Source organism: Corallococcus llansteffanensis (assembly GCF_003612055.1).
GTDB classification, from domain to species: Bacteria; Myxococcota; Myxococcia; order Myxococcales; family Myxococcaceae; genus Corallococcus; species Corallococcus llansteffanensis.
In genome coordinates this window covers 1-20,181 of sequence record NZ_RAWB01000117.1, presented here as the reverse complement: position 1 = coordinate 20,181, position 20,181 = coordinate 1, and the positions used below count along the sequence as shown (strand labels likewise).

Below are 20,181 nucleotides of genomic sequence, written 5' to 3'. Positions count from 1 at the left end.
ACATCCAGTGCAGGGGCAGCTTCTCGAACGCGTCCTCCAGCCAGTACACCGCCCGCGTGCACACGACGGACGCCATCCCCACCGCGATGCCCAGCGCGCCATAGAAGGCCAGGGCCCCGCCGGAGGGCGTCACCAGGTCCGGGATGGCGAAGGCCGGCGCACCTCCCATGAAGGCGATGCGCACGCCGGTGGCGGTGGCGGTGGCCAGGGCCACCGGGATGACGGAGCGGGGCTTGAACTCGAAGAGCAGCAGCTCCACGGCGAGCAGGACCGCGGACACCGGCGCGCCGAAGGTGGCGGCCATGCCCGCTGCGGCGCCCGCGGCGAGCAGGGCCTTGCGCTCGTCGGCTGTCACGTGGAGCCCCTGGCCCAGCAGCGACCCCAGCGCGCCACCCGTGGCGATGATGGGGCCCTCCGCGCCGAACGGGCCGCCCGTGCCGATGGCGATCGCCGCCGACAGCGGCTTGAGCAGGGTCATCCGGGGCGGGATGCGGCTCTTGTTGAACAGCACCTGCTCCATGGCCTCCGGGATGCCGTGGCCCCGGATGGCCCGCGAGCCGTAGCGCGCCATCAATCCCACGACGATCGCCCCCAGCACGGGAACGACGATCACCCACGGCCCCAGGGTGTTGTCCCCGGGCGACACCGGCTGCACGGACAGGCGGCCGAAGAAGGCGAGGTTCGTGAAGAAGTGGATGAGGGCCCCCAGCCCCTGCGCGACGAGGGCCGCCACGATTGCGAGCACCACCGCCATGCCGCTGATGAACACCGCGCGGCGGTCCACCGACTGGTGGAAGGAGGGGGCGCGGAGGCTTGCGAGCGCCGGTCCCATCGACGGGGCCACGGGGAGCTGCGCCCGCGTCTCCGGTCCTTCGCCAATCGCTTCCTCGATGCGTTCTACATCAGGCTTCTTCATGTGCTTGCTCCTGCGATTTCCGTTTCCCGCGTCTGCGGGGGGACTCGTCCTCGAAGAAGAGCGGGGGCACATCCCCTTCGAGCCCCAGCTCCCGCACCCACGCCTCCAGCCCCTGGACCAGCCCCGCGCGCACGGAGGGCGCAAGCTTGCGCAGCCCGGAGATGAGCCGGGCCTGCGCCATGGGCGGCGCCTTGCGCACCAGGGCCCGGCCCGCGGGCTCCAACGTCACCTCCACCCGGCGTCCGTCCTCGGAGGAGCGGCTGCGGCTCACCAGCCCCTGTTCCATGAGCTTCGCCACGACCCCGGACACGCTGCTCTGGTGCGTGAGCGTGCGCTCCGCGAGGTCGTTGATGGACGAGGGCCCCGCCTCCGCGAGCTCCTGGAGGATGAAGAGCTGGGCGCCGCTGATGCCCACCAGGCGTTCGGACGCGCGCGCGGAGACCCGCAGCAGGCGCACCACCCGGCGCACCCCGTCCATGGCCGCGCGCACCTCGCCGGAGACACCGGGCGGAGGGGAGGGACGATTTAAATGGGAGCCCATATATTTTCCCCAAACTACGGGCGTGGGGGGGCCGGGCACAAGGGAAAGTGCGCGGGCTGCCTGGTCGCCTGGAGGTGCGCGTCGGGGTTTGCGGGCCTGGCAGGGCTGGCGCTACGGTCCCGCGCACCAAGTGGGAGGGGCGACATGCGGATCGTGGTCATCGGGGCATCGCAGGGAACGGGCGCGCTGGCGGTACGGACCGCGCTGGACCGGGGGCACGCCGTGACGGCCTTCGCGCGCAGCCCGGAGAAGCTGGTGCTGGAGCACCCGAAGCTCACGCGGCTGAAGGGAGACTTCCACCAGCGTGCTTCCGTGGAGGAGGCGGTGCGGGGGCACGACGCGGTGATCGTCACCGCATCGGCCACGCAGCTGAAGGCGTTCAAGGAGAACCCGAACTACTTCAGCCAGGGCACCGGTTTCGTCATCGACGCGATGAAGGCCCACGGGGTCCGCAAGCTGTCGGTGTTGAGCGCGCTGGGGACCGGCGACAGCAAGTCCATGGCGAACTTCCTGGTGAGGACGCTGGTCATCTCGTTCATCCTCAAGCTGCCCTTCGAGGACCACGACCGGCAGGAGCGGCTCGTGCGCGACAGCGGGCTCGACTGGGTCATCGCGCGGCCGGGCCGGCTCACCAACGGACCCGCGCGCAGGCAGTACGTGAAGAAGACACAGGGGGAGGCGGTGCCCTCCTCCATCTCCCGGGCGGACGTGGCCGACTTCCTGGTGGAAGCGGTGGAGGTCGACACCTGGGTGAAGCAGACGGTCCACCTGGGCGGCTGACCGTCAGGGTGGACCGCGAGGCCCGGGCGTGGAGCTTGGGCCCCGCGTAAGGCGCGCGGATCAGCTCTCCGAACTGGCTTCCGGATGCTCCTCGCTGCACACCTGCGAGGCGTCCTCCGCCTGGCGGGCCTCGTCCGTGGACACCGAGGCCGACGGGTCGGTGGGCTCGGCGCGGGCGGTCGGGTTGCACCAGGTGGGGTACTCCGCACCACACGTGGTATGGCGGTTCATGACGGAACACGCGTCCGCGCAGGTCCACATCCAGCACCAGTCATCGCACTGCGGCGGCAGGGCAAAGGCAGCCGTGGGTGCGAGGGATAGGACCGCCGAAACCGCCATCAGGGACTTCATCAGCTTGCGCATGCGAACTCCGTCTGGGATGGACTGCGCGGCCAGTGTGGACCCGATGCGATGTCTGGTAAATGAGTCGCTTCTGACAGGCTTCAGTCTGGACTGTCATTGTGGAACTTTCCGGCGCGACGGCGCAACGCTTTGCGTTGAAGTGGTTGCCTCCGGGCGAGCCGGTGGGGCCGGCAGTCCGGGCTGGGTGATGAGCCAGTCGATGAAGGCGCGTGCGGCGGGGCGCGGCCTGCGGTGGGCCGGATACACCACGAAGTAGCTGGCGCGCGTGGGCATGCTCGGCCCGGGCAGCCGGAGGAGCCGTCCATCCTCGAGGTAGGGCGCGGAGATCCGCTCGCGGGCGAGCGCCGGGCCCAGGCCCTGCACCGCGGCCATCAGCGCGCCGGTGGTGTCGCTGAAGTAGTAGCGCTGGTCGAACGTCACCCCGCGCACACCCGCGGCCCGGAACCAGTCCTGCCAGCCCTGGCGCGACAGGTCCCCGATGAGCGGCAGCTTCGCGATGTCCGCCGCCTCGCGGACTTGCTCGAAGCCGCTCAGGTGCGCCGAGGCCACGGGAAACAGCGCGTCGTCCATCAAGGGATGCGTGCTCAAGCCCGGCCAGTTGCCCTGGCCGTAGCGGATGCCGACATCGGGTCCACCCTCGTCGAAGCGCGTGAGCGCCGGCTCCGTGTCCACGTGGAGGCGGATGCGCGGGTGCGCGGCGGCGAACCGGGGCAGGCGCGGCATCAGCCACGCGTACGCCAGCGAGTGCACGGTGGTGATGCGCACGATGTCGTCCTGGTCCCGGGTGCGGCGCAGCCCGCCGAGGACGCTGTCCATGTCGGCCAGTGCGCTGCTGGCGGCGTCCGCGAGCTGGCGTCCCTCGGCTGTCAGCGTCACGCCTCGGGCGTGCCGTTGGAACAGCACGACGCCCAGCCGGCCCTCCAGCTTGCGGACGTGGTGGCTGACCGCGCTGGCGGTCAGGTGCAGCTCCTCCGCCGCATGGGCGAAGTTCTGGTGGCGGGCGGCGGACTCGAACGCCGCCAGGGCTGGAAGCAGATCCGTGCGCAGGGTCATGGGGAGAGCCTCAAATCTCGCTCGTGGCTGACCCGGAAAGTATGCGCTTGTGAAGCAGGGGGGGAGGGCGTGAATAGAAGCCCAGGCAGAAGCTGGATTCCTTCCTCCTGTCAGCAGGGGACCCGCCATGAGTGCTTCCGGTCTCACCCATCCACACACCGTTGCTCCGTCGTTCAACCGGGCGTGGCTCACCCCCCTGGAGCTGGGCGCCCTGGGCGCCATCTGGGGGGCGTCGTTCCTGTTCATGCGTATCGCGGCCCCGGCCTTCGGTCCGCTGCCGCTGGTGGAGCTGCGGCTCGCGCTGGGCGCGCTGGTGCTGATGCCGTTCCTCTGGAAGGCCCGCGCCAGCTTCGGCCCCGGGCTGTGGCCGAAGCTGGCGCTGCTGGGCGTGCTCAACTCGGCGGTGCCCTTCGCTCTGTTCGCCTGGGCCGCGCAGCGCGCTCCCGCGGGCATCGGCGCCATCACCAACAGCATGTCGGTGCTGTTCGCCGCGCTGGTGGCGTTCCTGTTCTACGGCGAGCGCATTGGCGCACGGCGGGCGGTGGCCCTCATCACGGGCTTCGCCGGGGTGCTGGTGCTGGCGAGCGGCAAGGCCGCGGGTACGGGCATCGCCTGGGCCGCCGCGGCCGGCACCACCGCCGCGTTCCTCTACGGCATCGGCGCGAACATGGCGCGGCGCCACCTCGCCGGGCTGCCCGCCGCCGCGGTCGCCGCCGCCACGCTGTCCTGCTCCGCGCTGCTGATGCTGCCGTTCGCCGTCGCCACCTGGCCGACGCAGCCCATCGGGACGCGGCCCTGGCTGGCGGCGGCGTCGCTCGGAATGCTCTGCACGGGCCTGGCGCTCGCCGTCTACTACCGCCTCATCCAGCGCATTGGCACGGCGCGCGCCGTCACCGTCACCTACATGGTGCCGCTGTTCGGCGTGGCCTGGGCCTGGCTGCTCCTGGACGAACCGCTGACGCCTTCCATGCTCATCGCGGGCACGCTCATCCTGGGGAGCGTGGCCCTGGGGCAGCAGCCCGCGGCACGGAAGGCATCATGAGGCGTCAGGACCGCTCGAACTTGAAGATGCGGTAGCCGTCGCGGACCGAGGGCAGCAGCCGGCGGATCATGAACGCCGGCACCCGCTGTCCCGCGAGCTCCATCGTGCGCAGGGGGATGGAGGTGACGGACGCCTGCGTGTAGCCCGCCTCCAGGAAGAGGGCCTCGGGCGTGTCCGTCAGGTCCCGGAAGGTCGTCCCCAGCTCGGCGATGGCCTTGTGCAGCTCGCCGCCGTGGTCGCGCTGGAAGGACGCCCGCATCAGGTCGCAGTACACAGCGTGCTGGGGGAACAGCTCCCGGAGCACGGCGAGCATGTCCCGGCGCTGCGCGTGCGTCAGGTACATGAGCACGCCTTCGATGATGAGGTGCGTGCGCTTCGCGTCCCGGTACGGGGCCAGCCGGTCCGCGAGCGACTCCGCCTGGAAGTCGATGGCGAGGCGCTCCAGCTGGTTCTTCGCCTCCGTCACGGGAAGCTGCGCGTCCTTGTGCGTGATGATGGCGGGCTCGTCCACCTCCAGCCACTGGCCTCCGCGCAGGCGGTAGGCGCGCGTGTCGAAGCCCGCGCCGAGCACCACCACCCGGGCCTGTGGAGCCCGGTCGAGCTCCTCCTGCACGAGCGCGTCGATGATCTGGTGCCGGCCGGCATTGCTGGTGTTGGCCCGCGTGAAGGACTGGAAGCGCGACCAGATGCGCCGGGCCTCGTCGTTCATGAACCGCGCGGCGAAGGTGTCACCGCACAGGGGGCGGGGCTTGTGAGCGTCCGCGTCCCGGCACGCCAGGGTGTAGTACGCCGTCTTCGAGATTGCGTTGGCCATGTCAGTCCCCCAGGTGCACGGATACGGTGGTGGAGAACTGACGCACGACGCAGTCCTCCGCGCCCCCGTCCTCCCACGCCAGCATCGCGAACTCCGCCGGGGTGTCGAGCGCGATGATGGGGTGGTGCCACACGCCCCGGTGGTAGTTCACGCCCTGGCCCGGGCCGCAGACGAACGCGACGAGGCCGTCCAGGTCGGGGCCGCCCGAGGCGTCGGTCGGTGCGACGCACACCAGGAACCGCGAGCAGCGCATGGGCAGGAAGGCCTGGCTTGAGCGCGGGTGGTGCTCCAGCAGCTTCACGGCGAAGGGCAGCGGCTGCGGCACCGAGCGGAACACCGCGAGGTTGGGCTTCGCGCCCGCACGGTCGCTCTCCAGCTTCGCCGACCAGTCGAACCGCACGGCGGTGCCCTGGTTCGCCGCCGCGCCGCTCTTGAGCCCCGCGGAGACGACGTCTCCAAAAGGAGCGAAGGACTCTGGCGTCAGGGGGCGCGCGAGGAGGGAGCGGGGAGGGGAGGGAGCATCCTTCATGCGGCGAAATATATACGGACGAGGGGCCCCGACCCGACGGATAGAGTGCCCGGGTGATGTCCAAGCCCGGCCTGAATGACGGCTACGTGTACCGCGAGCAGGTGGAAGCCGCCGCCGTGGGGCGCACCGCGCTTGCCTGGCTGACGGACAGGTACCGGCACTCTTCCGAAGCGGAGTGGCGCGCCCGCTTCCTGCGCGGTGAGGTGCGACTGGACGGCGTCACGGCGACGGGCGACGAGGTGCTGCGCGCCCACCAGGAGCTGTGCTGGCACCGCCCGCCGTGGCAGGAGGGAGAGACCCCGGACAGCTTCGAGCTGGTGTACGAGGACGAAGCCCTGCTCGCGGTCATCAAGCCGAGCGGCCTTCCGACGATGCCGTCCGGAGGCTTCCTCAAGAACACGCTGCTGTCCTTCGTGCGGCTGCGTTGGCCGGAGGCGTCGGCGCTGCACCGGCTGGGGCGGGCGACCTCGGGGCTGGTGCTGTTCTCCCGCACGCGCGAGGCCGCGGCCCGCCTCTCTCTCAGCTGGCGCGAAGGTGACGTGGAGAAGCGCTACCGCGCGCTGTCGGACGGTGTCGCGGCGCAGGAGCACTACGACATCCGCGCGCCCATCGGGCTGGTGCCGCACCCCCTGCTGGGGACCGTGCACGGGGCCAGCGCGCAGGGCAAGGCGTCCAGCAGCAGCGCCCGCGTGCTGGAGCGGCGCGAAGGGCAGACGCTCTTCGAGGTGCGCATCCACACTGGGCGCCCGGAGCAGATCCGCATCCACCTGGCCTTCATCGGCCATCCGCTCGCCGGAGACCCGATGTTCGCCGCGGGAGGCCTGCCCCGGGAGAAGGAGCCCGGACTGCCCGGAGACGGTGGGTACCTGCTTCACGCGGAGACGCTCGCGTTCACGCACCCCATCTCAGGGGAGCGCCTGCGACTGCATGCTCCACCTCCGCCCGGACTGAGGATGGCGGAGGAGTCCTTGGACCCCCGGGCCTGAGGCCGGATGAGGTTCGAGGTGGCAGCGCACCCGGAGCAAGGCAGCGCGATTGTCTCCGGGTAACAGCTGGACGGACCTCCGGTGCTTGGTTCGCACACCGCGAATTCACCTGGAGGACTTCGGATGTTCACCCCTCGGTCGGGTCGATATGTGCTTGGCGCAACGCTGTTGCTGTGGATTTCGGGTTGCGAGAAGGAGGATGGCACGGTCTGTGACCGGCTCGCGCCCCGGCTGCAGCACGCGCTCGAGGAGGCCGCCTCGGCCGAGGAGCTCCCCGGGGTCACGGCCTCGCTGCGTCTTGAGGACTGTACGTGGCGGGGCTCGGTGGGCGTCTCCCGGGTGGAGCCCTCCACCGGGCTGAAGGTCGAGGACCGGCTGCGCGTGGGCAGCATCACCAAGACCTTCGTCTCCGTGGTGGCGCTGCAGCTCCAGGCCGAGGGGAAGTTGTCCCTGGATGCGCCGCTGGCCACCTGGGTGCCGGACTTTCCCCGTGCGGACCGCATCACCGTGCGCCAGCTCCTCAACCACACGAGCGGCGCGTTCAACTACACCCAGAGCCAGGACTTCCTCGCCCGGGCCGAGGCGAACCCCGGCAGGACGTGGACCGCCGGAGAGCTCATCGCGCTGGGCGCCGCGGAGTCCCCCTCCTTCGAGCCAGGGACGCGCTGGGAGTATTCCAATACCAACTACATCCTCCTCGGCCACATCCTCGAGTCGGTGACGGGGACGCCGCTGGCGCAGCAGCTTCGCACGCGCATCCTCGAGCCCCTGGCCCTGGACAGCACGGGACTGGACGGCGCCGAGCCGCTGCCGCCCCTCGCCGTGCGCGGCTATTCGCGGGACCCGCGCGATGGCTCGTGGATGGACTTCAGCGACCTCATCCATCCGTCCGCGGCCGGCGCGGCCGGTGCCCTGGTCTCCAGCGCCGACGACCTCAGCGCCTTCTACCAGGCCCTCTTCGAGCGCTCGCTGCTCGCCCCGGCGCAGCTCGCGGAGATGACCGACTGGGTGACAACGCCCATCCCGGACATGCCCGGGTATGGCCTGGGCCTGGTGCGGGCCGTCACCCCCGTGGGGCCTGGCCATGGCCATGACGGCGAAATCCCCGGGTTCTCCGCCCTGGCCTTCTACCTGCCCGAGCGCAAGGCCTCACTCGCGGTGCTGACCAACCGCGAGAGGGCCACCGTGTCGGGTGTCACCGGGAGGCTGCTGGAGGTGCTCGCCACGGAGTGAGGCGTCGTGCTCGCCACGGCCCTTCCCTCCGGGGGGAGGCATCTGGTCCACTCGGCGCCCCTCCACCCACGGGTGCCCGCTCCATGACGAAGAAGACGGCTGCTTCCGACGTGAACCCTGGCCTCTCCCGCCGCACGCTCCTTGGGGCCGCGGCGGCCGTGACGGGGGCGCTGGCCGCCCGGGAGGCTCGCGCCCAGTCGCCGTCCGTCGCCGCGCCGGGGGCCGCCACGGCCGGGGCCTTCGCGCTCGAGGAGGTGACGGTCGCGGAGCTGCGCGCGGGCCTGGAGTCCGGCAAGCACACCGCGCGCGGGCTGACCGAAGCCTACCTCGCGCGCATCCGTGCGCTCGACCGCACCGGGGACCTGCCGTTGTGCTCGGTCATCGAGCTCAACCCCGACGCGCTCGCGCTGGCGGACGCGCTGGACGCCGAGCGCAAGACGAAGGGCGCGCGCGGGCCGCTGCACGGCATCCCCGTGCTCATCAAGGACAACATCGCCACGGCCGACAAGATGCAGACCACCGCGGGCTCGCTCGCGCTGGTGGGCGCGGTGCCTCCTCGCGACGCCTTCCTCGTGGAGCGGCTGCGTGCCGCCGGCGCCGTCCTCCTGGGCAAGACGAACCTCAGCGAGTGGGCCAACTTCCGCTCCACGCATTCGAGCAGCGGCTGGAGCGGGCGTGGCGGCCTGTGCCGCAACCCCTACGCGCTCGACCGCACCCCATCCGGTTCGAGCTCCGGTTCGGGCGCGGCCACCGCGGCCAACTTCTGCGCCGTGGCGGTGGGCACCGAGACCGACGGCTCCATCGTCTCGCCCGCGTCCGCGTGCTCGCTGGTGGGGCTGAAGCCCACGGTGGGGCTCGTCAGCCGCGCGGGCATCATCCCCATCTCCTCGACCCAGGACACCGCGGGCCCCATGACTCGCAGCGTGGCGGACGCCGCGGTGCTGCTGGGCGTGCTCGCGGGCGAGGATCCGCGCGACGCGGCCACCGCCGCGAGCCGGGGCCACGCCCACGCGGACTACACGAAGTTCCTCGACCCCAAGGGGCTCGCGGGCGCGCGCATCGGGGTGCCGCGCGAGCGGTTCTTCGGCTACCACCCGGCGACGGACGCCATCGTGGAGCGCGCGCTCGAGCTGATGAAGGCGCAAGGGGCCGTGCTGGTGGACCCCGCGCCCATTCCCAACCTGCGCAAGCTCGACGAGGCCGAGCTGGAGGTGATGCTCTACGAGTTCAAGGCGGGCCTGGAGGCCTACCTCGCGCAGCTCGGCGGGGACGCCCCCGTGCGCACGCTCGCGGACCTCATCGCTTTCAACGAGAAGCACCGCGAACAGGAGATGCCCCACTTCGGCCAGGAGCTGCTGCTCCAGGCGCAGAAGAAGGGCCCGCTCACGGACGCCGCCTACAAGAAGGCGCTCGCGGCGTGCCGCCGGTTCTCACGCGCGGAGGGCGTGGACGCGGTGATGAGCCAGCACAAGCTGGATGCGCTCGTGGCCCCGACCCAGGCACCGGCGGGCCCCATCGACCTGGTGCTGGGCGACCACTGGCTGGGCAGCAGCTCCACGCCCGCCGCCGTGTCCGGCTACCCGAGCATCACGGTGCCCGCGGGCGACGTGCGCGGGCTGCCGGTGGGAGTGTCCTTCATCGGCCGCGCCTGGAGCGAGCCCGTGCTGCTCAAGCTCGCCTACGCCTACGAGCAGGCCTCGCACGCGCGGCGCAAGCCGGGGTTCGCCCGGAGCGCCACGACGGTGTGACGCCCCGGCAGTCGCCGCCGACCGTCTACTCGTAGGTCGGGCTGCAGCGGTTGAAGGCCCAGACGCACCGACGCAGCTGCGCCGTCCGGCACGTGTCCGAGGTCTTGAACTGGGCGCAGTAACACGCCCAGGTATCGCCCGAGGTGCACGTGGGCGTCGCGCTCTGCGCACCCGGGCCGGTCTCCTCGCCCACGGGGGCCTGCTCAGCGGGCGCCTCCGCTTCGGTGGGCTGACCACCACAGGCGCTCAGGGCCACCAGCGACATCATCACGAAGAAACGACGCATGTCCGACTCCAGGTCAGGGGGAAATGCCGCTCGGTGACGCGGCCCCCTGACGCTGCGCCAGGGCCCTCTGGGAAGTCCAGGGGCGCGGGTCGTCCGGGTTCCCGGGACGTCAATCCCAGTCACTGCGCATGACGGGGCGTCGGTCAAGTGAGCGCGATGTCGACAGCGCGATGTCGACTTGGCCCCTGTCGCGCTACCCGCTTCCATCCCCCCGTTTCAAGACGACCACATCGCAGGTTGAGGGGGAGTTGACATGTCCGGACAGCAAGAGGCCACAGCGCCGAGTGGAGCAGTTCAACAGGAGGGAGGCCGCGTCCTTCACCTCCAGGGAGGAGGTACCCCCGGGGAAGGGGGCCGCATCAAGGCGTCCACCGGCGGGTGGGTGGTGGCGACGTCGACACTGGGATTGATGCTCGGCTACAGCACCTACATCTCCTATGTGTTCGGGGTGTTCGCCCGTCCGCTGGGGGCCGAGTTCGGCTGGAGCCGACCGCAGATCGCGTTCGCGTTGACGCTCTGCAACTGGTTCGTCATGGCCCTCTCTCCGCTCGCGGGCTTCCTGCTGGACCGCGTGGGGCCGCGCCGGATGCTCCTGCCCTCCGTCCTGGGGCTGGCGGGGACCCTGTTCGCGCTCGCGCTCCAGCCCGGCTCGCTGCCCGCCTTCTACGCACTCCACCTCGTGCTGGCGCTGGCCGCGCTCGGGACCCTGCCCGCGGTCTACACGCGGGCCATCGTCGGTTGGTTCGATGCGCACCGGGGGATGGCGCTGGGCATTGCCCTGGCCGGCGTCGGGCTGGGAGGCATCCTGCTGCCGCCCACGCTCCAGGCCACCATCGGCGTGCTCGGCTGGCGGGGGGCCTACGCCGCACTCGGGGGCGCGATGCTCGTCCTCGTGCTGCCCACGGCCTTCCGGTTCTTCGACAACGCGCCCGCGCCCGTCGTCAGCGCCGTGGCCGTGTCTTCCCACGGGGTCGCGAACCTTCGTGAGGCGGCTCGCACTCGGACGTTCTGGCTGCTGATCGCCATCTTCGTCCTGCTGGGGACGATGACGCTGGGCATCTCGGCCAGCCTGGTGCCCATCCTCACCGACTCCGGGCTTTCGCCCCAGGCCGCGGCGGGCATGGCCTCGGCGCTGGGCGTGGGCGTGCTCGTGGGGCGGATCGCGTCGGGCCTGCTCATCGACCGGCTGCCCGCCCGCCTCGTGGCGTTGGCGTGCCTGCTGGCGTCCAGCGCGGGGCTCGCGGGCCTCGCGAGCGGAGGCGCCAGCACCGGGGTGCTCGTCGCGGTCTGTCTCTTCCTGACAGGCTTTGGCATTGGCGCCGAGTTCGACTTCATGAGCTGGTTCGTGAGCCGCTACCTGGGGCTGCGCGCCTATGGCCGGATCTACGGCCTGACGTACGCGGCCTTCCAGCTCGGCTGTGGCCTGGGCCCGCTCCTGATGGCCATTGGCCGCGAGCGTCTGGGCGGCTATGGGCCCGGACTGATGGGCCTGAGCGCGGCGGCGACCCTGGCGGGCCTGCTGTTCCTGGCGTTCCCTCCGCTCACCCGGCCCGCTCCCATCCCCGTCGCGGCGAGCTAGCTCCCAGACGGCGGGGCGGCCGTCCCTCCTGTCACCTGGCTCGGGGTGTGGCCGCACGGGCTCCGGCTGAGCACTTTGGAATGGATGCGATGCCGATAGCACCGGGCCACCCCGGTTGTGATTTCAAAGAATCACAGCGGCTGAACGCAGGCCGTGCGAAGGGAGAGCGCGGTGCCAGCGACGCCACCCGACATGACGAGCCCCCCGTCGCCCGGGTCCTCCCAGGCGGCGCCCCTGCTCTGGATTGGCGAGCGGGATCCCGCCCGGCTGCACTGGGTGAGCCCGAACCTGGCCACGTCCTTCGGTCATCCGCTGGGGGACTGGCGGGAGCCGGACTTCCTCCGCCGCCTCGTGGACCCGAGGGACTTCCCGAACCTGCAGGAAGCCTGGCGGGGCGTCGCGAGCACGGGCACCCCGGAGACGGTGGACTTCCGCGCCGTCTCCGCCCGGGGAGCCCTGGGCAGTTGGACCGTCGACCTGAGTGCCATCGAGCCCTCGGCGGGGGCCTGGCAGGTGCTCGGCGCCCTCCGTACCCACCACGAGCGGGAAGCGCTCATCGACAGCATCGACGGCATCGTCTGGGAGGCCGACTGCTCGTTCCGCTTCCGCTTCGTCAGCAGGCAGGCAGAGCGGCTGCTCGGGTACCCGTTGCGACGGTGGTACGACGAGCCGGACTTCTGGGTCCGGCATGTCCACCCGGACGACCGGGGCTGGGCCCCCGAATACTGCCGCGCCGCCGCGGAGAAGGGGCTGCCCCACGAGTTCGAGTACCGGATGATCGCCGTCGACGGGCGCGTGGTCTGGCTCCGGGACATCGTGACGGTGGTGGTCCAGGACGGGCGTGTCCAGGGGCTGCGCGGCATCATGGTGGACGTCACCGCCCAGCACGGCGTCCAGGAGCGCCTGGAGCGCACCGTCTCCCTGCTGGAGGCCTCGTTCGAATCGACGGCGGATGGGCTGCTGGTGGTGGACAGCGACGGGCGCATCACGGCGTGCAACCGCCGGTTCCAGCAGATCTGGGGCATCCCGGACGCGCTGGTGGACACGCACCTGGACGAACCGATGCTCCAGGCCGTGCGCGAGCGGCTCGCGGACCCGGAGCTGTTCAGCGCGCGGGTGCAGGAGCTGTACACGCACCCGGACGAGGAGAGCTTCGAGACCATCGCGCTGCGCGACGGGCGCGTGCTGGAGCGCTATTCGCTGCCCCAGCGGCTGGGCGGCGCCATCATCGGGCGGGTCTGGAGCTTCCGGGATGTCTCCCTGCGCGTGCGCGCGGAGCGGGAACGGGAGCGATTGCTGCGTGAGGCCCACGAGGCCATTCAGGTGCGCGACGACTTCCTCTCCATCGCCTCGCACGAGCTGAAGACGCCGTTGACACCGCTGCGGCTCTCGCTCCAGGTGCTGCGGCAACTGCTGGAGTCGAGGCAGCCTGGCATGCTCTCGCGCGTGGACCGGGCGCTCGGCCAGGTGCGGCGGCTGTCCTCGCTGGTCAATGATCTGCTGGACGCGTCCTGTGTGGGCGTGGGCCGGCTGGAGCTGCAGCGCGCGCCGGTGTCACTCCGGGAGCTGGCGCTCGAGGTGTCCTCGGACTTCCTCGCCATCAGCGATCAGCACCCCATCACCGTCGACGCCCCGGACGAAGAGCTCCTCGTCCTGGGCGACAGCGGCCGGCTGTCACAGGTGCTGACGAACCTGATGGAGAACGCCCTCAAGTACAGCCCCCTGGGCGGCGCGGTGCACGTGTCGCTCGTCCGGGACGGGGCGGATGCCGTCCTGTCGGTCGCGGACTCCGGCATCGGCATCCCCAAGGAGGAGCAGGACCACCTCTTCGAGCGGTTCTTCCGCGCGCGCAACGCCCCCATCTCCGGCTTTGGCGGCCTGGGGATGGGCCTCTACATCTGCCGCGACATCGTCGATCGGCACGACGGCCACATCTGGGTGGAGAGCGAGCTGGGGCGGGGCTCCACCTTCCACGTCTCGCTGCCAATCCTGGCCACGCGCACGTTCATGAGTACCTGAAAAGTTCAGGATGTGGACTTTTAAAGTCCAGTCGATAGAGACTCCTCGCGCGGCGCTGTGGCGCCCTTTCTCTTTCCGCCGAGGAGTCATGCCCACGTCCACCACCGCAAGCGGAGGAAGCACCCGGGCCGCTCGCCGTCCGCCGCCGCCCACTCCCGATGCCCCACGCCCGCTCTTCACCGTGGGCGGCGTCCGCTACGAGGCGATTCGCGAACTGGTGCGGATGCAGACAGGCGAGCTGCTGATGCTGGCCCGCCGCTTCGCGGAAGAAGGCGACGCTCTCGCCGGGCTCTGCTTCGTGCGGCGATTGCCCAACCCCTCCACCTACCTGCGCCGCAAGCGACTGATGGAAGAGGTGCAGCTGGCCTTCCGCCTCAACCACCCTGGCATCGCCCAGGTCTTCCTCCGCAAGGCGCATCAGGACGCCCTGCACGTCGTCATGGAGCACGTGGACGGCCCTTCGCTGGAAACGCTGGTGAGCGCGGGCGTGGCACGCGGTCAGCCCGTCTCGGAGGCCTTCGCCCTCTACGTGGGTGCGGAGCTGGCGGAAGCGCTGCACCACGCGCACACGGTCGCGGGGGAGGACGGCAACCCGCTGGGAATCATCCATCGGGACGTCAACCCCCGGCACGTCTACGTGGGGGCGCATGGTGGGGTGAAGCTGATGAACTTCGGCGCGGCCTACTCGCTGGTGGTGGGCCGGGAGGAATCGCCCGCGAGCCTCGTCCGGGGCGACGTGGCCTATGCCTCTCCCGAGTACCTGGAGAAGCAGCCGCTGACGCCGCGCTCCGACGTCTTCAGCCTGGGCGTGCTGCTGGTGGAGCTTCTCACGGGCACGCACCTCTTCGACGTGCAGGACGTGCCTCGCGCGCCGAAGGGCCTCGCGTCACTGCACGTCGAAATCCTCCCGTCCTTGCCGCTGACGCAAATGCGCGTGCTGCTCGCCAGCTTCAGCCCGGCGGAGGTCGAGGCGGCGGTGGCGAAGCTTTCGCCGGACGTGAAGACGGTGCTCCACACCGCCCTCCGTTCCAACCCGGAGGAGCGCTTCGCCACGGCGGCGGACATGCGCGACGTCCTCCGGGCTGCACTGGCGACGCGGCACCCGGGCTATGCGCGCCAGGAGGCTGCCGAGGAGGTGGCCCGCGTGCTGGCCGAGGGCAGTTGCCTGCGCGACGCGGTGGAGTTTGGCGAGGGAGGCCTCTTCCCCGAAGGGATGGAGGCGCACGAACTCACGGCGCTGGCGAAGCGGGAGTAGGGCCCCTCAGCGCGTCAGGACGGTGGCGACGTGGAGGAGCGCTTCGAGCTTCTCCGCGTCCAGTTTGCGCGCGAGGTAGAGCAGCCGCCGCAACGCTGGCACTTCATCCTCACGCGCCCGCGGGCGTTGGCCCTTGCGTCCTCGCACCAGGGCCGTGAGGCCCAGCATGTCCTCGGGGGACACCTTCAGCTCCGTGCACAGGCGGTAGAGCGTCGGGACGCTGGGCAGCATCTTCCCGCGCTCCAGGCGGCTGTAGACGGTGGAGAGGAGGCCCACGCGAGCGCCCACCTCGGCTTGTGTCAGGCCCTGCTCCTCGCGGGCGGCGCGGGCGATTCTGCCAATGGTGATGGCCAGTTCTTCATTCATGGGGCCGGGAGGGGAAGAGGTGGAGGAGTGCATGCGCCTGGGACCCACCCAGGCGCCGCACGAGGTGTAGCAGACGGCGCCGTGCGGGGGCGGCGCGAAATCAGGGATGAGTCATGTGTACTTGAGAGAGACAGAGGGATGAATCCATCGGGTTGGGTGCCAGAGGAGAGATTCCTGGGCGTCTCACGCTTCTGGTAGCGTGCGCCCCCCGCTGGGAGGACGTCGCATGCGAGTGGCCGGCAACTCCGAAGGAAGGACGCCATGCGGCCACCACCCGCCACCCTGATGCCCGGCGAACAGGTGCTGGGCTACACGGTGGAGCGCCAGCTGGGGCAGGGGGGCTTCGGCACGGTGTACCTCGCGCGCAACGGAGCGCAGCCCTGTGCCCTGAAGCTGCTGCACCTGCCGCGCGTGGGCGAGCGGGTGAAGCGCGAAGTCACCATCCTCCTCCAACTGGGGCACCCCAACGTCGTGGGCCTCCAGGGCTTCGGCCTGTGGCCCCCCGCCGAGCCGCGGTTCGCTGTCATCGCCATGGAGTACGTGGACGGGCGCCGGCTGGACGTCTGGGCCGACGAGGAGAATCCCACGGCGCGGCAGGTGGCGCGCGTCGTGCTGGACGTGGCGCTGGCCCTCGCGGCGACGCACGCGGCGGGAGTGCTGCACCGGGACGTGAAGGAGGCCAACGTCATGGTGCGCGCCGCGGACGGCCTGGCCAAGCTGGTGGACTTCGGCATCGGCGACTACGAGGGCGCGCGCGAACTGACGGAAGACCTTCTCCCGCCTGGGACGCCGGAGTATCGCGCCCCCGAGGCATGGCGGTACTTCCGCGAGCATGTGCGCGTGCCCGGGGCCCGCTACACGGCCGGCGTCTCGGACGACCTGTGGGCGCTGGGCCTCGTCCTCTACGCGCTGCTGACGGCGCGCCATCCCTTTGACGGCGCGGACGACGCCAGCTTCATCGAGGCCGTCCTCACCAGCGAGCCGCCGTCGCCGCACGAGGTGAACGCGCTCGTGCCCCGGGCACTGAGCGACGTGTGCATGCGGCTGCTGGAGAAGTGGCCCGAGGTGCGCACGTCGAGCGCCCAGTCCGCCGCCTCGGCGCTGGAAGCGGCGCTGCGGAGCGCGGACGCGACGTGGGATGTGCCACTCTGTGACGCCTTCGGAGAGGATACCGCGACGACGGAGGGCGGCCGGGACAGCGAGGACAGGTGGCTGCATGCGCCGTTGCACCGGCCTCGTCGCGGGAAGCGCGCTCCACCCGAGAAGAAGCCTGCGCCGCATGAGGACGCGGCCTCGGCCGCAGAAGCGCCGCCGCTGGGAACGACTGTGCGCGTGTCGCCGAGGATGCAACAGTCCTTCGATGCTTGGGGAGTGCTGGCGCTGGCCTTGGTGCTGGTAGTCGCGGGGGCGGTCCTCGTGTGGTGGACGCTACGCATTTCGAGTCCCGCGCTCACCCGTCAGGAAGTAGCGCCCTCTGGCAAGTCGCCTCAAGCTGACCGCGCCGCAGCTCCCACCGGGCCGGAGGCCACCGCTGCGGCCGTCGCTCTCCCCGCGACGCTTCAGGAGGTTTCAGCCACCGTGACAATGCAGCCGACAGAGCCACCGTCCCTTCAGCCCCCCTCGAAGCCCGCGAAGAAGGGCATGCGCGTCATGGCCCGAGCGGTGAGCACGGCGGTGGCCTGCACCGCGCTCGCATGCCCGGGGCCGCAGGTCCGTCCCGCGCCTCCGCCCGAGCCCTGCCCGATAGGCGCGGAGAAGGCCATGAAGAAGCTGGGTGTTCGGGTGGGCTCCCGCCATCCGGTCAGCTTCACCCTGACAGGAGACGCCAGCGTGGTCTCCATCGGGGAGGGCCCCGTGGAGGTGGAACTTCTAGCGGACTGGTTTGACATGCCGGATTCGACGATGCTGTCGGGACGGGCCATCGTGCGTGACCGCGTCTACGTTCGCCTCAACTGGGCGACAACGCCAGAGGGCGACACCTTCCCGGTTTGCTTGAATCTTGAATCCCTGAAGACAGGCAGCGGGCTGGAGCGAGAGCCAGGTGAGGACTCGCCCTCTCGCGCCCGCATCTACTCCGCTCAGCTTGCGCGAGCTGTCAGCGAATTCCCATGACAGGTTTGTCTGGGAGTCATTTCCGCGTGTCTTCTCGAACCTGGACGGTCCTTGTGGTGCTCTCACTCATGGGGAGGACGGCGCTTGCGCAGCAGGAGCCGGACGGGACCGTTCAGGCGACGCGCCGGATTGAGTTGGCTGCCACGGGGCAAACGGTTCCGGAAGTCGTGGTCAGCGCGGGGCTCTCCACGGTGCTGCTGTTTGATTCGGAGCTCGCCCGCGAAAGCGTGGAGCTGGAGGGGCGGGAGCATTTCTCGCTCCTGGAAGTCGGCCAGACAGTCATCCGGCTCATCCCCTCGCCACATCCAGGTCCTGGCGCGCGAATGCTCATGATGGTGCGTTTCCGTGACGGTGCGGCGCCACAGCGCGCGTCCTTCCTGCTCAGGGTCCATCCTGCACGGGCCGAGTCGGTGGTGGAGGTGTATCGCGAAAAGCGGACGTTGGAGACGTATCAGCAGGAAGTTCGGGAAGCCCGCGCGGTGGCGCTGCGTTGCCAGGAGGAGAACGCGCGTCTGCTCTCTGAGCGCGACCTGCCAGCGGGACTCACGGGTCTCCTCGCGACGGGCGTCCTGGAGTCGGAGGGCGTGGCGGTAGGCGAGCTGCGCGGATTTACTCGCCCAGGTTCCGGAAGCGGGTTCGCGGTGAGGCCCATGTATTTCTATCGCTCCGCCTCAAGGATCGCGGTCGAGGCCACCATCGGAGTCGCTGAAGGACGGCAGCCCTGGATGGCGAGCGGCGCCACGATCAAGGACACGTCCGGTGGGGAGCTGAAGGTCCTGCGGGTGTGGCAGCAGGAAGCGATTGCGCCAGGAAGGCAGGGACGGGTGATCGTGGAAGCGGAATACCCCTCCGGCACTTCGCAACGCACGTTCTCGCTCCGACTGTGGGAGGACGGCTCCCGCGTCATCACCCTGGGCGGCGTGACCTTCCCCTAGCGCAGGCAGGGCCGCGGCCCTCGACCTCCTCCCGAAAAATCCCCACGCAATCGTCCGTCGCTGGCCTCGTATTCTACATTGTAGTAATACCCCTGCCAGCCAGACGAGGTGTGCGTGCCGCGGTCGGAGTCGAGGAGTGGAGGCCCCCCGCAGGTCCCCCGACTGCCTCTGGCCCTGCTGCGGGCGTGGCTTCCCTACGCCGAGCGGGACGAGGTGATTGCCGAGCTCTGCGCCGAGTTCGTTGCCCGTGAGGCCCGCGAGGGTCCCCGGGCGGCGCGCGCGTGGCTGTGGCGGCAGGTGCTCGGCTCGGTGCCGCCGCTGGTGGGGCGGACGTTCTCCCGCGGTTGGACCGGCTTCGAGCCGGCCTCCAGCCGCCTGCGCCCTGGAGGTCCCCCCATGGAGAGCTTCATCATGGACCTGCGCTATGCCGCCCGTCGGCTGCGCGCGCGTCCCAGCTACGCACTGCTGGCCGTCCTCACGCTCGCCATCGGCGTGGGCGGGACGGCGGCGGCCTTCGGGCTGGTGCGGGGGCTGCTGTTGACGTCGCTGCCGTATCCCGCCGAGGACCGGCTCTCCCTGTTCTGGTCCCCGGGGGACTGGTCCGAGCGGGAGTTCCTCCACCTGTCGTCCGACTGGTCCGGCTTCAGCGCCGTCGCGGCGTTCCGCTCGAAGGAGCTCCCGCTGCGCCGCGGCCCGCATGCCGCCCCCGAGCTGGTGACGGCGGTCTCCACGACGGCCGGGCTCTTCGACGTGCTCGGCGTCCGCCCGGTGGTGGGCCGCGCCTTCGAGCCCGGCGAGGACCGTCCGGGCGCCGCGCCGGCGGTGATCATCAGCGACGGCCTCTACGCGGACCTCGGGGGCCAGCCGTCCGTCGTCGGCGGCACGGTGGAGCTCGACGGGGCGGCGCACACGGTGGTGGGCGTGATGCCCCGGGGCTTCTGGTTCCCGGACCCCACGGTGCGCGCCTGGGTCGTGGAGCAGCTCAACGAGGACGACGGCTCCGGCAACTACGCGCTCGTGGGACGTCGCGCCCCCGGGGTGGACGGGCCCGCGGTGGACGTGACGCTGAAGCGGCTGGGCGAGCGGCTCAAGGAGCGCTTCCAGTACCCGGCGGCGTGGGACAAGGCCCGCGCGCCCGCGCTGAAGCCGCTGCGCGAGCACCTGCTCGGGCCGCTGCAGGCGCCGCTGCTCGCGACGCTCGCGGCCATGGCGGTGCTGCTGCTCATCGCGTGCGCCAACGTCGCCGCGCTGATGCTCGGGCAGGTGGACAGCCGCGCCACCGAGCTCGCGGTGCGCATGGCGCTCGGCGCGGACAGCCGCCGGATGACGCAGCAGCTGCTCGCGGAGGCGCTCCTGCTGGGGCTGGCCGCCGCCGGAGTCGGCGCCGTCATCGCGGCCCAGGGCTTCGGGCTGCTCACCCAGGCGCTGCCGCTCGGGCCGCTCGCGCCGCAGGGCTCGCTGGACTGGGGCGTGTTCTGCGCGGCGCTCGTGCTGGCGCTGGTCGCGGCCTTCCTGGTGGCGCTGCTGCCGGCGCGCTCGCTCCGGAAGTCCGACCCGCAGCGCGCGCTGTCCAAGTCGCGCACCGGCGGGATTGGCGCTCGCGGGGGGCGCACCGAGGGGGCCC

Annotated in this window: 19 protein-coding genes; 11 read left to right on the top strand and 8 right to left on the bottom strand. The window is 71.0% G+C overall.

Translation table 11 applies throughout. From position 1 onward, the window contains the following. Positions 1–916 (bottom strand): chloride channel protein (locus D7V93_RS13580; RefSeq protein WP_147451166.1); only part of this gene is annotated, 916 nt, incomplete at its 3' end. Further along, a complete protein-coding gene (locus D7V93_RS13575) occupies positions 903–1,457 on the bottom strand; it encodes a MarR family winged helix-turn-helix transcriptional regulator (protein ID WP_244237290.1) in 555 nt (184 codons plus the stop codon). The genes D7V93_RS13575 and D7V93_RS13580, both read right to left, overlap by 14 nt. Before the next feature lie 144 nt (positions 1,458–1,601). Here D7V93_RS13575 and D7V93_RS13570 point away from each other — a divergent pair, with 144 nt between their 5' ends. Next, positions 1,602–2,237 (top strand): NAD(P)-dependent oxidoreductase, encoded by a 636-nt coding sequence (locus tag D7V93_RS13570; protein ID WP_158623738.1) that lies wholly within the window; start codon positions 1,602–1,604, stop codon positions 2,235–2,237. A gap of 60 nt (positions 2,238–2,297) precedes the next feature. Here D7V93_RS13570 and D7V93_RS44915 read toward each other — a convergent pair whose 3' ends face one another. Beyond that, the gene (locus D7V93_RS44915) at positions 2,298–2,468 is read right to left on the bottom strand and encodes a hypothetical protein (protein ID WP_158623737.1); all 171 of its coding nucleotides are present in this window, start codon (positions 2,466–2,468) and stop codon (positions 2,298–2,300) included. A gap of 225 nt (positions 2,469–2,693) precedes the next feature. Beyond that, positions 2,694–3,653, bottom strand: coding sequence for a LysR substrate-binding domain-containing protein (locus D7V93_RS13560; protein WP_120643815.1), 960 nt, complete (start codon positions 3,651–3,653; stop codon positions 2,694–2,696). A gap of 127 nt (positions 3,654–3,780) precedes the next feature. Between D7V93_RS13560 and D7V93_RS13555 the strand changes: the two genes are divergently transcribed. Then, positions 3,781–4,695, top strand: a complete 915-nt coding sequence (locus D7V93_RS13555) for a DMT family transporter (RefSeq protein ID WP_120643814.1) — start codon at positions 3,781–3,783, stop codon at positions 4,693–4,695. A gap of 4 nt (positions 4,696–4,699) precedes the next feature. Here the strand turns inward: D7V93_RS13555 and D7V93_RS13550 are convergent, their stop codons facing one another. Together D7V93_RS13550 and D7V93_RS13545 are read right to left on the bottom strand one after the other, a co-directional pair. Next, complete coding sequence (locus tag D7V93_RS13550; protein ID WP_120643813.1) at positions 4,700–5,509, bottom strand: class I SAM-dependent methyltransferase; 810 nt, start codon at positions 5,507–5,509, stop codon at positions 4,700–4,702. A gap of 1 nt (position 5,510) precedes the next feature. Then, positions 5,511–6,038: an ureidoglycolate lyase gene (locus D7V93_RS13545; RefSeq protein ID WP_120643812.1), complete on the bottom strand. Its 528-nt coding sequence runs from the start codon at positions 6,036–6,038 to the stop codon at positions 5,511–5,513. A gap of 56 nt (positions 6,039–6,094) precedes the next feature. Between D7V93_RS13545 and D7V93_RS13540 the strand changes: the two genes are divergently transcribed. The 3 genes from D7V93_RS13540 (at position 6,095) to D7V93_RS13530 (ending at position 10,005) form a co-directional block, all read left to right on the top strand. Further along, entirely contained in the window at positions 6,095–7,024 is a 930-nt protein-coding gene (locus tag D7V93_RS13540) for an RluA family pseudouridine synthase (RefSeq protein ID WP_120643811.1), read from the top strand. 123 nt (positions 7,025–7,147) lie between these two features. Beyond that, the gene (locus tag D7V93_RS13535; protein WP_120643810.1) at positions 7,148–8,257 is read left to right on the top strand and encodes a serine hydrolase domain-containing protein; all 1,110 of its coding nucleotides are present in this window, start codon (positions 7,148–7,150) and stop codon (positions 8,255–8,257) included. Between the two features lie 83 nt (positions 8,258–8,340). Next, positions 8,341–10,005, top strand: a complete 1,665-nt coding sequence (locus tag D7V93_RS13530) for an amidase (protein ID WP_120643809.1) — start codon at positions 8,341–8,343, stop codon at positions 10,003–10,005. A 25-nt stretch (positions 10,006–10,030) separates the two neighbouring features. Here the strand turns inward: D7V93_RS13530 and D7V93_RS13525 are convergent, their stop codons facing one another. Continuing rightward, positions 10,031–10,291, bottom strand: coding sequence for a hypothetical protein (locus tag D7V93_RS13525; RefSeq protein ID WP_120643808.1), 261 nt, complete (start codon positions 10,289–10,291; stop codon positions 10,031–10,033). A gap of 385 nt (positions 10,292–10,676) precedes the next feature. Between D7V93_RS13525 and D7V93_RS13520 the strand changes: the two genes are divergently transcribed. From D7V93_RS13520 to D7V93_RS13510, 3 genes are all read left to right on the top strand, one after another. Further along, positions 10,677–11,870 (top strand): MFS transporter, encoded by a 1,194-nt coding sequence (locus D7V93_RS13520; protein ID WP_158623736.1) that lies wholly within the window; start codon positions 10,677–10,679, stop codon positions 11,868–11,870. A gap of 192 nt (positions 11,871–12,062) precedes the next feature. Beyond that, entirely contained in the window at positions 12,063–13,889 is a 1,827-nt protein-coding gene (locus D7V93_RS13515) for a sensor histidine kinase (RefSeq protein WP_120643806.1), read from the top strand. An 88-nt stretch (positions 13,890–13,977) separates the two neighbouring features. After that, positions 13,978–15,144, top strand: coding sequence for a serine/threonine-protein kinase (locus D7V93_RS13510; protein ID WP_120643805.1), 1,167 nt, complete (start codon positions 13,978–13,980; stop codon positions 15,142–15,144). 6 nt (positions 15,145–15,150) lie between these two features. Here D7V93_RS13510 and D7V93_RS13505 read toward each other — a convergent pair whose 3' ends face one another. After that, positions 15,151–15,510, bottom strand: a complete 360-nt coding sequence (locus D7V93_RS13505) for a helix-turn-helix domain-containing protein (RefSeq protein ID WP_120643804.1) — start codon at positions 15,508–15,510, stop codon at positions 15,151–15,153. Between the two features lie 261 nt (positions 15,511–15,771). Between D7V93_RS13505 and D7V93_RS13500 the strand changes: the two genes are divergently transcribed. The 3 genes from D7V93_RS13500 to D7V93_RS13490 form a co-directional block, all read left to right on the top strand. After that, positions 15,772–17,622 (top strand): serine/threonine-protein kinase, encoded by a 1,851-nt coding sequence (locus D7V93_RS13500; RefSeq protein ID WP_120643803.1) that lies wholly within the window; start codon positions 15,772–15,774, stop codon positions 17,620–17,622. A gap of 26 nt (positions 17,623–17,648) precedes the next feature. Continuing rightward, entirely contained in the window at positions 17,649–18,557 is a 909-nt protein-coding gene (locus D7V93_RS13495) for a DUF2381 family protein (RefSeq protein WP_244237289.1), read from the top strand. Positions 18,558–18,671: 114 nt separating this feature from the next. Next, positions 18,672–20,181, top strand: a 1,510-nt coding sequence (locus D7V93_RS13490; RefSeq protein WP_120643801.1) for an ABC transporter permease, incomplete at its 3' end; no start/stop codon positions are given.